We start from the raw sequence: 15260 nt of genomic DNA on the forward strand, positions 1-15260 counted from the left end.
ATTAAAAATAAAATCGCTATGAAAACACAAAATTATCGGTACGTGCTATATATGGTGCTCTTATTGTTGACTGCCTGTTCTGGAATAAAGAAAGAAAAAACTCTTGAGGAAGGTGTAGCAACCGTTCTTCCTGACAATGACAATGAAGTGACCATAGAGGTTTTGAGGCAGCGGGACTTTAATCATGAGTTGGTGAGTAACGGAAAGGTCGTTGCCGGAGGATTGGCGGATTTACGCTTTGAAACAACCGGTATTGTAGCGCATATTTATGTAAAGAATGGTGACTATGTGCGTAAAGGGCAAAAAATTGCCGAACTGGACAAATTTCGCCTGAAGAATAAAACCGCACAGGCTAAGGATGCCTTGGACCGTGCAAAACTGGAGTTGCAGGATGTGCTGATAGGACAGGGATATACGGTGGATGACATAAGTAAAGTACCGGCTGACGTCATGCAACTGGCTCGTACCAAGAGTGGTTACGAACAAAATCTTTCCCAATATGAATTGGCTAAATATGAAGAGGAACATGCTACGTTGGTGGCTCCTTTTGAGGGTGTGGTAGCCAATCTCTTTTCTAAAACTTATAATGCCGCGAATACTTCAGAGGCTTTCTGTACCATTGTCGGTGCACAAAATATGGAAGCTGATTTCACGGTACTGGAAAATGAACTTCCTCTGATAAAGACCGGTGACAAAGTGATTATTACTCCTTATTCTGATGCTGCTTCCGGTTATGAAGGGCGGATTACGCAGATAAATCCGATAGTGGACGACAAGGGAATGGTTAAGGTGAAAGCTGTTGTAAACGGTAAGGGGAGATTGTTCAGTGGCATGAATGTGAGGGTGAATGTGCACCGTTCCTTGGGTAAGCAGTTTGTAATTCCGAAGAGTGCGGTGGTGTTACGTTCGGGTAAACAGGTGGTATTTACTCTGAAGAAGGGCGTTGCCCGGTGGAATTATGTGCAAACCGGATTGGAGAACGCTGATGAATATACATTGGTTACGGGAGCTTCCCAAACGGATAAAATTGAGGAAGGAGACACGATTATCGTAACCGGAAATGTAAATCTGGCGCATGAGGCACCGGTGAAAATAATTACTAATAATTAATTATAAAACTGAGGAGAGAAGGATGGTTGACTTCCTTATACGGAGACCGATTGCCGTGTTGATGGCGTTTACGGCATGTTTCATTGTGGGGCTGGTGACGTATTTCACTTTGCCTGTTTCCCTGTTGCCTGATATTGCTATTCCTGAAATTACGGTACAGGTGTCTGAACAGAATACGTCTGCACGCGAATTGGAAAATACGATAGTAAAACCTTTGCGGCAACAGCTTATCCAGGTGGCGAAGTTGAAAGATATGAATAGTGAAACCCGGGATGGGGCGGGTGTCATCCGCTTGAGTTTTGATTATGGTACGAATACGGATCTTGCTTTTATCGAGGTGAATGAGAAGATTGACGCTGCCATGAACTATCTGCCCAAAGATGCTGATCGCCCTAAGGTGGTGAAAGCGAGTGCTACGGATATTCCTGTGTTTTATGTAAATCTGACTTTGAAGAATGACAGTGCTTATGGGGAAACCGATGAGCGTGCTTTCCTTGATTTATGTGAATTTGCGGAGAATGTCATTAAACGCCGTATAGAACAGCTGACGGAGGTGGCAATGGTAGATGTGACCGGTTTGCTGGAAAGGCAGTTGCAGATTGTGCCCGATCCGGATAAACTGGCGGTACTCGGTGTTTCCATGGAGGATATTGAAAATGCACTGGCTCAGAATAATGTGGAGCCGGGTAGTATGACCGTACGTGACGGGTATTATGAGTATAACATAAAGTTTTCTACTTTGCTGCGTACAGATGAAGATGTCAGGAATATATTTTTGCGTAAAGAGGGACGTATTATCCGTCTGGGTGACTTCTGCCGGATAGGTATTGTACCGGTCAAAGAAAAAGGTGTGTCCATGAGTAACGGCAAGCGTGCGGTGACCTTGGCAGTCATCAAGCAGGCGGACGAGAACATGGACGACATGAAGCAGGCGATTACCGGTACGATGAATTATTTCAAAAGAGTATATCCGGATATTGATTTCAGTATCAGTCGGAACCAGACTGAATTACTGGATTATACGATCTCCAATTTGCAACAGAATTTGTCACTGGGTTTTCTGTTCATTTGTATTGTGGCGGTTTTGTTTTTGGGCGATGTCAAATCACCGTTTATCATCGGATTGAGTATGGTGGTGTCTATTGTTGTCTGTTTCTTGTTTTTCTACCTCTTTAAGATGTCACTCAATATTATTTCTTTATCAGGGTTGATTCTGGCATTAGGTATGATGATTGACAGCAGTATCATTGTTACCGAAAATATTTCTCAGTATCGAGAGCGGGGATACTCCTTGAGACGTGCATGTGTGACAGGGACAAGCGAGGTGATAACGCCGATGCTTAGTTCGTCACTGACTACTATCGCTGTTTTTGTTCCATTGATATTTATGAGTGGCATTGCGGGGGCATTGTTCTATGATCAGGCTTTTTCGGTAACGGTGGGATTGTTGGTCTCTTATTTTACAGGTATCATGTTGTTGCCGGTACTTTACATGTTGGTTTACCGTACGGGAATACGCCGGAAATCTTGGTTGGGCAGGATACGTATTAATAATCCGTTGAAGGAACATACATTGGATCGTTTTTATGATGCAGGAGTCGATTGGGTTTTTTCTCACAAAACGTTGAGTGTCGTTTTCTGTATTGTTTCCGTTCCTCTTTGTGTCTTCCTTTTCTTTTTTATCGGGAAAGAGCGTATGCCTGAAATCGATCAGAATGAATTAATTGTCCGCATAGAATGGAATGAAAATATCCATGTGGATGAAAATCGCCATCGGGTGGATGTCTTGTTTGAAGAGTTGAAGGGGGAAACTGTGGAACAGACTGCATCTGTCGGTCAGCAGGAGTATTTGTTGAACCGGGAACAGGCGCTTTCATCTTCTGAGGCTGAATTGTACTTCAAGACAGAAAGCCCTTCGGAGATAAAATCCTTGCAGCAAAAGGTATATCAACGATTGAAAGCTGAATATCCCTTGGCGGTGGTTACTTTTATGCCTCCCGAAACGGTTTTTGAGAAGTTGTTTGTAACCGGAGAGGCTGATGTAGTGGCTGAACTTTATGCGCGTAATAAGGAAAAAGCCCCGGTAGCGGAAAAATTGCAAGAATTGGAACGTAGGTTTAATGAACGGACAGGAGTGGCACCGACCGGAATATCTTTTGAAAACCAATTGAATATCAGTGTTCTGCAAGAAAAACTTTTGTTATACAATGTCGCTTATAATGAATTGTACCGGGAGTTGAAAACGGCTTTCAAGGAGAACAGTGTGGCAATGTTGCATTCATACCAGCAATATTTGCCTATCAGTATAGTGGGCGAAGAGAAAACTGTGAATGAAATTTTACGGCAAACTTTGGTACAGACACGTCCGGACAATAAAGGTGAGATAGAATATATTCCTTTACGTGGTTTGGTCAGAATCAGTCCGGCAGAAGACCTGAAAACAATTACTGCAGGACGTAATGGAGAATATATTCCTTTCCGTTTTTATGACGTGGAGGATGCGGAACCTTTGATGACGGAAGTGAAGCAGGTAGCGGATACTACCGGAGATTGGGATACTACTTTTTCCGGTAGTTTCTTTTCCAACCGCCAGATGCTGGACGAACTGGTGATAATCCTTTTCATATCTATCTTATTGATGTATTTCATCCTTGCCGCCCAGTTTGAAAGTTTTGTGCAACCTTTGATCGTTTTGCTGGAAATTCCTGTCGATGTTGCATTTGCCTTGTTGCTGCTGTGGGGGTGTGGGCATACTCTGAATTTGATGTCGGCTATCGGATTGATTGTAACGTGCGGTATTATTATCAATGACTCCATTTTGAAATTGGACGCGATTAATGAACTGCGAAAAGCCGGTATGCCGCTTATGGAGGCCATTCACGAGGCGGGACGGAGAAGGCTTCGTCCTATCATCATGACGTCGCTCACTACGATATTCGCGATGGTTCCTCTGCTATTTTCTTTTGATATGGGGTCAGAGTTACAGAAACCGCTTTCTATTGCGATGATTGGTGCCATGTTTATCGGGACATTGGTCAGCTTATTCATTATTCCGCTGATATATTGGTTCATTTATAAGAAGAAAACTACTTGATATATGAAAAAACTGAATTTTATACTTCTATTGAGTTTATGTTCACTTTATTGTTCTGCTCAACGTCGGATAACACTGGATTTGCAGCAGACTATTTCTATGGCGAACGACAGCTCATTGGAAGCATTCCGTACCAAAAACATGTATTTGTCCGGTTATTGGGAATACCGTACCTATAAGGCAAATCGCTTACCCAGCCTGACGTTGAACATGACTCCGGCACAGTATAACCGTGATATCACCAAACGTTATGACTCGGAACAGGACTTGGATGTGTATCGTAGCCAACAGTCTTTCTATGCATATGGTAATCTGGCTATCCGGCAGAACTTTGACTTGACGGGAGGTACGTTCTATCTGGATACGGAACTGGGGTATATGCGGAGTTTCGGCAGTAATAAATATACTCAATTTACAAGTGTTCCGGTACGTTTGGGATATTCGCAGAACTTGGTGGGGTACAATCCTTTCCGTTGGGAACGTAAGATTGAGCCTTTGAAGTACGAAAAAGTCAAGAAAGAATATATCTATAATGCAGAACAGGTATCCGAGCAAGCTACCACTTATTTCTTTGCGCTTGCCATGGCGCAGGCGGAATATGATCTGGCAAAAGAAAATGCGATATCTACCGATACTCTTTACCGTATCGGAATGCAACGTTTGAAGATAGCTTCTATCAGCCGGGCAGATTTGTTGACTTTGAAGCTTGATGTGGTGAATGCACGTAATACTTTGCAGAATGCGACCAGTTCTTTGAAACGTGCTATGTTTTCATTGGCTTCTTTCTTAAATCTGGAAAAGAATACGGAGATAAAAGTAAAACTTCCCGGTCGTCCGCAAGCCCTGACTATTCCGGTAGATGAGGCTTTGATGGCTGCACAATCCAACAATCCGGATTTTCTTGAACTCCGGCAGAATGTTCTGGAAGCTGAACAAAAAGTGGATAAGACCCAAAAAGAATCCCGGTTCAATGCCAGTATCAATGCGAGTGTAGGATTCAATCAAGTTGCAGAGAAACTGGGTGGGGCATATCAACATCCCATGCAGCAGGAAATGGTATCTGTCAGTGTCTCTATACCATTGATAGACTGGGGAGTGCGGAAAGGAAAATATAACATGGCGCGTAACAGTCTTAATGTGGTGAAAACTTCTGCCCGCCAAAGTGAAATCAGTATTGAAGAGGAAGTGATAATGACTGTTTCCGATTTCAATGTCCAACAGAGTATGGTGGCAAGTGCCGAAGAAGCGCTCGACCTTTCTGTGTTGGCTTATAATGAAACGCGTCAACGTTTTATTATCGGTAAAGCGGATATCAATAGTCTTACTCTTTCTTTAAACCGTCAACAGGAAGCACAGCGTAATTATATCTCAGCTTTGAAGAATTACTGGCTGTATTATTATAAAATACGGAAACTGACGTTGCATGATTTTGCGACGGGGTTCTCGTTATCGGAAAAATTTGATTATGATAACTGAGAAAACCATGAAATCTGCTTCTTCTTTCACCGTCATTGTTACATTCGTTTGTCTGGCTTTGGTGGGCATCGCTCTGATACCGCTCTTGCCGGTCAAATTGAACCCATCACGTAGCCTGCCGGGCTTTACGGTAAGTTTCAGTATGCCTGGAACATCGTCGCGGGTTATTGAAATGGAGGTGACAAGTAAACTGGAAGCCATGTTGGCACGTATACGGGGAGTGAAGAAATTGAATTCCAACTCGGGTAACGGTTCGGGCAGTATTACTGTGGAACTGGATAAACATGCGGATGTGGATGCTGTCCGCTTCGAGGCCTCTACTGTAATCCGGCAGACATGGCCCGGATTGCCTGAGGGGGTCACTTATCCAATTATCCGGATGAAAGTTCCGGATAAAGATGCGGTGCGTCCTTTCATGTCCTTTACATTGAATGCTCCTTCGACCCCGATATTGATACAACAGTATGCAGAAGAGCATATCAAACCACGGTTGGCACAGATTGCCGGTATATATAAAGTGGAACTGAGCGGGGCAACTCCGATGGAATGGAGGTTGGAGTACGATAGTGAACAGTTACGTACACTGGGGGTTACTTTGTCTGATATCAGGGAAGCTGTGAGGCAATATTATCGGAAAGAGTTCCTGGGTACACATAATGTGGATGCAGGAGATGGCAGTGAACAATGGATACGTCTTGCTTTAGTGCCCGACAGGGTTTCAGATCGTTTTGAACCTTCTAAAATAGTCGTGACTACTACTGCGGGAAAGGTAATTCGTCTGGATGAGTTGGTAACTGTAACTCATATTGAAGAATCGCCTCAAAGTTATTACCGTATCAACGGATTGAATTCTATTTATTTGTCTGTAACGGCTGAGGAAACTGCCAATCAATTGCAACTCAGCCATGAGGTTATGGAGGCGATGGAAGATATCAAGACGGTTCTTCCCGCCGGATACGAAGTTCATGCGAGCTACGATGCTACAGAGTACATTCGGGAAGAACTGGATAAGATCTATTTCCGTACCGGATTGACGGTACTTATTCTATTGGTATTTGTGTGGTTGATAACCCGTAAATTGAAGTATCTTTTTCTGATAGTTACCAGTCTGGTTGTGAACATAGCGATTGCACTTATCTTTTATTATCTCTTCGGGTTGGAGATGCAACTCTATTCGTTGGCTGGTATTACGGTTTCGTTGAACCTTGTGATAGACAGTACAATTGTGATGGCCGACCATATTCTCCATCGTCGTAACCTGAAAGCTTTTATGTCTGTATTGGCGGCTACGCTCACCACTATGGGAGCATTGGTCATCATCTTTTTTCTGGATGATAAAATCAGATTGAACTTGCAGGATTTTGCGGCGGTAGTGATTATCAACCTGGCTGTATCTTTGTTGGTATCCTTATTTTTCGTACCTTCTATGATAGAGAAGATTGGATTGGTGAAACATACGAATTCAAAAAGGTGCGGAAGGAGTATTTTGTCATTCAAGATGAAACAAAGTATGATCGGCATCAGGAAGTTTTTTAAACGTTTTCCGGTTTACTTTACTCGTTGTTATACTGTGCTTATCCGTTTTCTTTGCCGATGGCGATGGGCGGTTTGTATATTGCTATTGTTGGGGTTTGGTTTGCCGGTCTTTTTACTTCCCGAGAAGTTGCAGGGAGAGGGAAAATGGGAAGAGATCTATAATAAAACCATCGGTTCCCACGCGTATAAAGAAACGGTGAAACCCGTTGTAGACAAAGTTTTGGGAGGTGCCTTGCGTCTTTTTGTGCAGAAAGTATATGAAGGCAGTTATTTCACACGCAATGAAGAAGTAGTACTCTATGCCAATGCAAACCTGCCTAATGGAAGTACGTTGGAACAGATGAATACATTGGTAAAACGTATGGAAACTTATCTTAGTGAGTTTAAGGAGATTAAGCAATTCCATACTTCTGTATATAGTCCTCGACGAGCAAGTATCACCGTTTACTTTAAGAAAGAGTATCAAAATAGCGGTTTTCCTTATACTTTAAAAGCTAACATGATAAGTAAGGCATTGAAACTGGGTGGTGGCAGTTGGGGTATTTATGGATTGCAAGACCAAGGATTTAGCAATGATGTGCGCGAGAGTGCGGGTTCTTATCGTGTAAAGATGTATGGTTACAACTATGATGAACTTTATGAATGGGCTGAAAAATTGAAAGCGAAGCTTTTGACGCACCGTCGCATCAAGGAAGTACTCATTAATTCGGAGTTCTCGTGGTGGAAAGATGACTATCAAGAGTTTTATTTCAATCTGAATAAGGAACGTATGATACAGGAAGGGGTTAGTGCACAGAAGTTGTTTGCGGCAGTACAACCTATCTTCGGCAAGAATATGGAAATAGGTTCGGTGTTGACGGAGGAGGGAACAGAAAAGATCAGGCTTTCTTCCCGGCAATCTCACGAATATGATATTTGGGCAATGCAGTTCTTTCCATACGGATCGGATAATGATAAACATTACAAACTTTCGGAACTGACAAGTGTGGAGAAAGGACAAATGCCGCAAGAGATAGCCAAAGAACGGCAACAGTATCGTCTTTGCCTACAGTATGAATATATTGGCTCCAATGAAATGGGAAATAAGATTTTGGAACGTGACTTGGAAGAGTTTAATTCTATTTTGCCGATGGGGTATACAGCCGAGTCTCAAAGTACTTCATGGGGATGGGGTAAAAAGGATAATAAGCAATATTTGTTTTTGCTAGTGGTGATAGCCATTATTTTCTTTACTACCAGTATATTGTTCAACTCTTTAAAGCAACCACTCGCTATTATCTTCGTTATTCCTGTGTCTTACATTGGAGTATTCCTTACTTTTTACTGGTTCCGTCTGAACTTTGACCAGGGTGGCTTTGCTTCATTTGTGTTGTTATGTGGCATTACGGTGAATGCCAGTATTTATATACTCAATGAATATAACAGTATTCGGCGCCGTTTTCCATGTCTGTCTTCATTACGTGCTTATACCAAAGCGTGGAATGCCAAGGTTGTACCTATCTTCTTAACGGTTATTTCCACTATCTTGGGATTTATTCCTTTCATGGTTGGTACTGAAAAAGAGGCATTTTGGTTTCCATTGGCAGCTGGTACTATTGGTGGATTGGTGATGTCGGTGATAGGTATCTTTTTCTTTCTGCCGGTATTTTGCTTGAAGAGAAAAGAACCTAAAAGAAAATGTTCTTAGTCGACGTGGATGTATGAAATGTCTGCAAGAAGCTTGTTATTTTCCACCATCCAAGTATTCTTTTTTGAACATATCAACAAAAAGAAAAAACAGAGAAAGTAGTAATGGACCGAATATAATCCCCATAAAGCCGAATAATGATAAACCGATGACAACTCCGAAGATGGTAATGAGTGGATGGATATCTGCCATCTTCTTTTGGATAATAAAACGTATCAGATTATCCAATTGTGAAATAACAATTGTTCCGAAAAAAGCTAAACCAGCAGCCTGGAGCCAATTTCCTATTAAAGCCATATAAGCGGCAATAGGTATCCATATTAATGCCGTACCTACCATTGGTACAATACTTGCAAAACTTGTAAGAAGTCCTGATAACAGAATATTGGGAGCACCGAATATCCAGTAACCGATCATAGCTACCCCACCTTGTATGATAGCCAATAAAGGGATACCGATGGCATTTGAACGTACAATCAGGTTAATCTCGCGTACTACGTTTTGTGTATTGGCGGCATTAAAAGGCAGAATATCGTCAATGTACTGTTCCATTTTTTTCCCTCCTATCAACATGAAGTAGAGTACAAACACCAATACGAACATATTAACGGCAAAACTGCTGATACCGCCCATTAAAGTCTGACCTATACGTGGAAGAATCGATATTATATAAGAAATGACATCACCACCCAGTATATTGTATCCTGTTTTTTCTTTTATGATTTGGGCGGCTTCTTCAAACGGAGTAATGATTACTTGAGGATCAAGATTGATGTTTTGTAAATTAGTAATTGCCAACCATACTACCAGGGCTAAGGGGACAAGGAAACATAAAATAGCTTCTGCCGTAATGATAGTAGCGGCCAAACTGCGTTTCATCTTTTTTTTCACGGAAAGATAAAACATCTGCTTTCTGACAAGGATATAAATGGTTAATGCTCCCAATAAACCGCCAAGGAAGGGAGTAATTTGCCGGAAGAGGATGAGGCCCAGTCCTAAGATGATAGTTATTAGTGAATATTTCCAGTATTTCTCTTTGGTATTCATAGAGTTCATTGTTTCTTTTGACAAGAAACATTGCAGAAACCGGAAAAGTTTTGTTGTTGATTAAAATTTTATCCTTCGTCGAGCCAGCCTTTCCCTTGACGTACTATTTCGATTTCATCGTTGGTACAATCCACTACGGTAGAACCTTCTGTCCCACCAATTCCTCCGTCAATTACCAAATCCGCAATATTACCGAATTTCTCATCTATCAGTTCGGGATCTGTGATATATTCGATGTCTTCATCTTCTTCATGGGGCAGGGTAGTGGTCATGATAGGAGCATTGAGTAACCGGGCTATTTCCTGGATAATAGGATTGTCCGGCATACGTATACCTACTTCTTTCCGATTACGGAATATTTTAGGTAAACGGGTGGTTCCGTTTAGGATAAAAGTAAATGCTCCGGGCAGGTTACGTTTCATTAACTTGAAAGTGTTGTTATTTACTTTGGCATATTCGCTGATACTGCTCAAATCGTAACAGATAATGGAAAGATTATTTTTCTTCGGATCTATTTCCTTAAGCTGACAAATACGTTCGATGGCACGCTCTTTCAATCCATGGCAACCGATGGCATACATAGTGTCAGTGGGATAGATGATGATACCTCCATCATTCAGAATATCTATTACCTGCTGTAAATCTACTGGATTATTATTCTTTTCATAAAGTCTTAGAAGCATGGCAGAATGGGATTTTATTTTAAAAGTAAAATACAAAAGTAGATAATAAGTTTCTTGTAATCAAATGTATAAGGAAGAAATTTATTGAGGGCATGCAAACTTATTTAGCGGAACGCTTTTTACGAAGTTCCTCTGCCACTCTCCATTGTAGCGCTGCTTCCGCTTCTTTTCCAGCCTGCATCAGAGCATCGCCGAAAAGTTCATGAGCCCCGGCATGTTCGGGTTTTAAAGTCGTAGCTTTATCCAAATCGGCTATAGCGCCTTCTATTTCTTCAAGTTTAAGACGTAACTTTCCACGATTGTATACGGCTTTAAACTCTGCAGGACGAAGCCGTACGGCACGGTTCAGGCACTCTTCCGCCTCTAAATAATGCTTTTCGTTGAACAAAGTAATCCCTTTTCGTATCCATGCATCCGTATATTCGGGATAAAGTTCCAATGCTTTGTTATAATTGGCAAGTGCGGCACGAACATCATGTGCCTGGGTGATACATTCGTTTCCCATCTGATAGTATTCGTGTGCATAATTTTGCAGGCATTGCCGCTGTTCTTCCATCTCCTGCCTCAGACGTACATTGTCTTCTTTTAATCGGTTAATGATGGTTAGTTTTTTGCGGATGAACCGTTGTATTACAGGCTTTTCTATGTCATAACGAGAGTGGATAGCCTTGAAAAATTCGTTCAGGAAGGTTTCAAAGTCACCGTTGTCAAACGCCTTGGAAGCAGCCACATACTGCACATCCGCTTGAGCCTGTTTCAAGGCACGCTCAATAGCCTGGCGGTTATTAAAGCGTTCGGAAAAACTGATAATCTCAGGGCGTACAAATACATCCGCACGGCTGATGGGCTTTTTAAGCTGTATCCCTTCCAAAGAAGTACACCGGCTCAATGCTACATACGTCTGCCCTCCGGCAAATACTCCTCCGGTGAAGTCGATAACCACTCGACTGAAGGTCAGTCCCTGGCTTTTATGTACTGTTATAGCCCAAGCCAGCCGGACCGGATATTGAGTAAAAGTCCCGAGTTCCTCTTCCTCGATTTGTTTTTTTTCTTCGTTGTATTTATATCGGATATTCCGCCACAATTCTCGTTTCACATCACACTCTTTACCATCGTCGGTAATGACATAAAGGGTTTCTTCTATTGGGTCGAAGCCACTGATAATTCCGATTGTACCATTTACCCAACGCCGGTCGAAGTCATTTTTGATAAAGATAATTTGTGCTCCCGGTTTCAGGACTAATTCTTTGGAAGTGGGAAGGCTGCTCTCTGGGAAGTCTCCCTGGATTTCACCATAGAAAGTTATCGGTTCGCCGGGTAATTCCGTTAATTTTTTATCGTTAATGAAGTCCACATTGTCACGGCGAGTGGCAAGGGTAATATACATATCTGCTTCCGATTGCTCTATCTGCGTGCCGTAGCGGGTATTGAGCAATTGTAGGTCTGCTGAACCAAGCGTATTGTTACGGATATGGTCTAGAACACTGACGAATACTTTATCCGTTTGTCGGTACACTTTCTGTAACTCGATGGAAACAAGGTCTATTTGATTGAAAACCCGTGCGGAGAAGAAATAAGGAGTAGGATAGAAACGGTTCAGTATCTCTCGTTCATCTCCTTTCACTACAGGCTCCAACTGGAAAACATCACCCACCAGCAGTATTTGTTTTCCACCGAAAGGTTCGCGTAGATTTCTGGAATAAACACGCAGTACCCGGTCTACTGCATCAATGATATCTGCCCGCACCATGGATATCTCATCGATGATGATAAGTTCGAGTTCTTCAAGCAGTTTACGATGAGGTTTGGTATATTTAAAAAATTCATGGATACGTCCGCGTTGCAAACTGAAATTCGGATCATCGGGTAACAGGGGATAGAAAGGAAATTTAAAAAAACTGTGCATGGTACTTCCCCCGGCATTGATAGCCGCGATACCCGTGGGCGCCAGTACCACATGCTTCTTTTTTGTATGCTCGCAAATGTAACGAAGAAAGGTCGATTTTCCCGTACCTGCTTTGCCCGTCAGAAAAACAGACTGGCGGGTATATTGAATAAGGTTCAAGGCGTCTTGAAACTCTTTATTCTGTGTATCGGGAACGAAACTCAAGTTATTTGTTAATTACTGGTTACAAATTACAAGAAAGATGTTATTGACGATTATCTATTATTAGTCAATTATCTTAAAGTGTCTCATTGCATTGGCTATGCCATTATCATCCACTCCGGTCGTTACATAATCGGCTGCCGCTTTCACGTCATCTTTGGCATTTCCCATTGCAATACCGATACCGGCATGGCGTAGCATACTGATGTCATTACCTCCATCTCCGAAAGCCATCGTTTCTTCCAAACGAATGCCGAAGTGACAGATAATCTCATCTATACCTTTTTGTTTGGTGTTTCCTTTGGCTGTGACGTCCACAAAAGCCGGAAACCATCGTCCTATCTCACAATTGGGGATGGACGGAAGTATTTCTCTTTCTTCCTCTTCTGTTATAAAAGGTGTCATCTGGAAAATTTCTCCGATTTGTAACGCTTCTTCGGGAGTTCGTGCAGGTATCACGTCCACCTTCAGGAAGTCGTGAAAAATCTTTTTTACCAATTCATTGGGGTGACAAACACATATATCGTGTTCACCTACCACAATACAGGGAATATTTTTGGAGGTACAATAATTCATTAATACCTCTATATCCGCAGTAGGAATCGTACTTTTGTAAATCACCTCTTTATCTACGAAACAATAACCACCGTTCATTGTGATGTAACCATCTATTAGTCCGCGATCTTGCAGTGCAGAGAGATTGTTAATGATAGTTCCGGGGCGTCCGGTCGAAATGAATATCTGTATACCTTTGGCTTTGGCGGCAGTCAAAGCTTCAATCGTAGAAACCGGTATTTTATGGGTTTCGAAGCTTACCAAAGTGCCATCAATGTCAAAAAACAAGGCTTTTATCATAAGTGTCTCTTTAATTACTTGTGTGCAAAAGTACTTAAAAAGCGAAGATATTTCGTACTTTTGCAAGCAAATAAATGATAATTTCGGTTTTAGAAAAAACATTAATTTTAGGATTATAATGAAGAAACATTCTTTTAAAGATTGGTTGATAGCCGTCCGCCCATGGTCGTTTCCCGCATCGGCAATGCCGGTAATAGTGACTTTGGCATATTTGTTCTGTATGAAAGAAAACATCGATTGGACAAACGGTATTTGGGCTTTGCTGAATATCATAATCTTTCATGCTGCAGGAAATACATGGAGTGACTATTTCGACCATAAGCGAGGTGTCGATGCTCGGGATACATTCGGTGCTAAAACCCTCACTGCTGAAATGTTTCTCCCGAAAGAAATCTACCGGTTGGCATTGGGGTTGTTGGCGGTTGCTGTAGTTGCTGGTGTCATGCTGATGTTTCGTACTGGACTTCCTTTGTTGTGGATAGGCCTTGGAGGAGTGGCATGTTCTCTTCTTTATCCTCCTTTGAAGTATAATGCACTGGGCGATGTGGTTATTTTTATGGCGTATGCCTTGCTTCCTACATTAGGTACGGTATATGTTGCCACTCTGGCTATCAATTGGGATGTACTCTGGATAGCCATTCCCGTGGGGTTGATTACGGTAGCTATTCTTCATGCCAACAATACGCGTGATATGTACACCGATGCTCGTGCAAATATCAGTACCTTAGCCATGCGATTGGGAGGTAAAGTATCCGTGTTCCTGTATTGTGCCGAAATCCTGTTCCCCTTCGGATGGGTGGCAGGTTGTGTCGCTTCCGGGACTTTCCCCTTGTGGACGCTTCTGGTTTTACTGGCTTTGATACCCGCTATCGGTAATGTACGTGTCATGTCGCGGTATTCCAAGAAAGGGTTTTCTGTCATTGCCAATTTGGATGAGATGACGGCTAAACTTCAATTGTTGTTCAGTCTGATATTCGCTTTATCATTTGTTTTAGCTGCTTTGTTGTCATGAATAAATTAGTTTTTACCATCTTTTTGGCAGCTGTGTTGTGGACGGTTATGTTCTCGCCCTGGACTGCCCCATTTGTCAATTTCTGGTGGATGATGACCGGTTCGGCACTCACCTTGTCTATATTCGCTACTTTGTTCTCTCGTGGCTGGTGGCGAGATGTAAAGTGGAGCCTGTCGAACATTCTGTTGGGCTTTGGCGTTGCCATTGCTTTGTGGTGCGTGTTCTGGATAGGAGATAAAGTTTCTACCTGGATATTCGATTTTGCACGTCCTCAGGTAAACCTGATTTACGGGATGAAAGAAGGGGAGTCTCCCTGGCTACTGACCGCATTGATGTTGTTTTTGATAGGACCTGCCGAAGAAATATTCTGGCGTGGCTATGTACAACGTACTCTTTCCGAGCGTTGGAACCCTAACAAGGGCTTCATGGTGGCAACCACTTTGTATGCTTTGGTACATGCCGGTTCTTGTAACTTTATGCTGGTTATGGCGGCATTGGTGGCCGGTGTGGTATGGGGAGCACTTTACCGCTTTTTCCCAAATCGCTTTGCTGCCATCATACTTTCGCATTCTTTATGGGATGTAGCGGTCTTTATATTTTTCCCGATATAATTAACTCAACCACAGATTACGTAGATTAACTTATATTTTCTT

The 15260-nt window shown here is 42.3% G+C and carries 10 protein-coding genes; 6 read left to right on the top strand and 4 right to left on the bottom strand.

Annotation, left to right across the window (positions count from 1 at the left end):
- Positions 1-18: 18 nt before the first annotated feature.
- From DXC10_RS04960 to DXC10_RS04975, 4 genes are read left to right on the top strand one after another with little or no spacing between them, the layout of a single operon-like run.
- Positions 19-1110: an efflux RND transporter periplasmic adaptor subunit gene (locus tag DXC10_RS04960; RefSeq protein ID WP_117737541.1), complete on the top strand. Its 1092-nt coding sequence runs from the start codon at positions 19-21 to the stop codon at positions 1108-1110.
- 22 nt (positions 1111-1132) lie between these two features.
- Positions 1133-4204, top strand: coding sequence for an efflux RND transporter permease subunit (locus tag DXC10_RS04965; protein WP_117737436.1), 3072 nt, complete (start codon positions 1133-1135; stop codon positions 4202-4204).
- Between the two features lie 3 nt (positions 4205-4207).
- Positions 4208-5680 (top strand): TolC family protein, encoded by a 1473-nt coding sequence (locus DXC10_RS04970; RefSeq protein ID WP_101544612.1) that lies wholly within the window; start codon positions 4208-4210, stop codon positions 5678-5680.
- A gap of 7 nt (positions 5681-5687) precedes the next feature.
- On the top strand, positions 5688-8903 hold the full coding sequence (locus tag DXC10_RS04975; RefSeq protein WP_117737542.1) for an efflux RND transporter permease subunit: 3216 nt from the start codon (positions 5688-5690) through the stop codon (positions 8901-8903).
- 36 nt (positions 8904-8939) lie between these two features.
- On the opposite strand, the gene DXC10_RS04980 is transcribed toward DXC10_RS04975, so the two are convergent.
- The 4 genes from DXC10_RS04980 to DXC10_RS04995 form a co-directional block, all read right to left on the bottom strand.
- Positions 8940-9950: an AI-2E family transporter gene (locus DXC10_RS04980; protein WP_117737543.1), complete on the bottom strand. Its 1011-nt coding sequence runs from the start codon at positions 9948-9950 to the stop codon at positions 8940-8942.
- Between the two features lie 68 nt (positions 9951-10018).
- Positions 10019-10633 carry an L-threonylcarbamoyladenylate synthase gene (locus tag DXC10_RS04985; protein ID WP_101544615.1) on the bottom strand — a complete coding sequence of 205 codons (615 nt, stop codon included), beginning with the start codon at positions 10631-10633 and terminating at the stop codon, positions 10019-10021.
- A 100-nt stretch (positions 10634-10733) separates the two neighbouring features.
- Positions 10734-12743 carry a tetratricopeptide repeat protein gene (locus tag DXC10_RS04990; protein WP_117737437.1) on the bottom strand — a complete coding sequence of 670 codons (2010 nt, stop codon included), beginning with the start codon at positions 12741-12743 and terminating at the stop codon, positions 10734-10736.
- A gap of 60 nt (positions 12744-12803) precedes the next feature.
- Positions 12804-13595, bottom strand: a complete 792-nt coding sequence (locus DXC10_RS04995) for a Cof-type HAD-IIB family hydrolase (RefSeq protein WP_117737438.1) — start codon at positions 13593-13595, stop codon at positions 12804-12806.
- Between the two features lie 118 nt (positions 13596-13713).
- Between DXC10_RS04995 and DXC10_RS05000 the strand changes: the two genes are divergently transcribed.
- Both DXC10_RS05000 and DXC10_RS05005 read left to right on the top strand, forming a co-directional pair.
- Positions 13714-14607 carry a prenyltransferase gene (locus DXC10_RS05000; protein ID WP_117737439.1) on the top strand — a complete coding sequence of 298 codons (894 nt, stop codon included), beginning with the start codon at positions 13714-13716 and terminating at the stop codon, positions 14605-14607.
- A complete protein-coding gene (locus DXC10_RS05005; protein WP_101544627.1) occupies positions 14604-15218 on the top strand; it encodes a CPBP family intramembrane glutamic endopeptidase in 615 nt (204 codons plus the stop codon). The genes DXC10_RS05000 and DXC10_RS05005 overlap by 4 nt, the downstream gene beginning before the upstream one ends.
- Positions 15219-15260: the final 42 nt, after the last annotated feature.

It is taken from the genome of Bacteroides sp. OM08-11 (genome assembly GCF_003438665.1).
GTDB classification, from domain to species: domain Bacteria; phylum Bacteroidota; class Bacteroidia; order Bacteroidales; family Bacteroidaceae; genus Bacteroides; species Bacteroides cutis.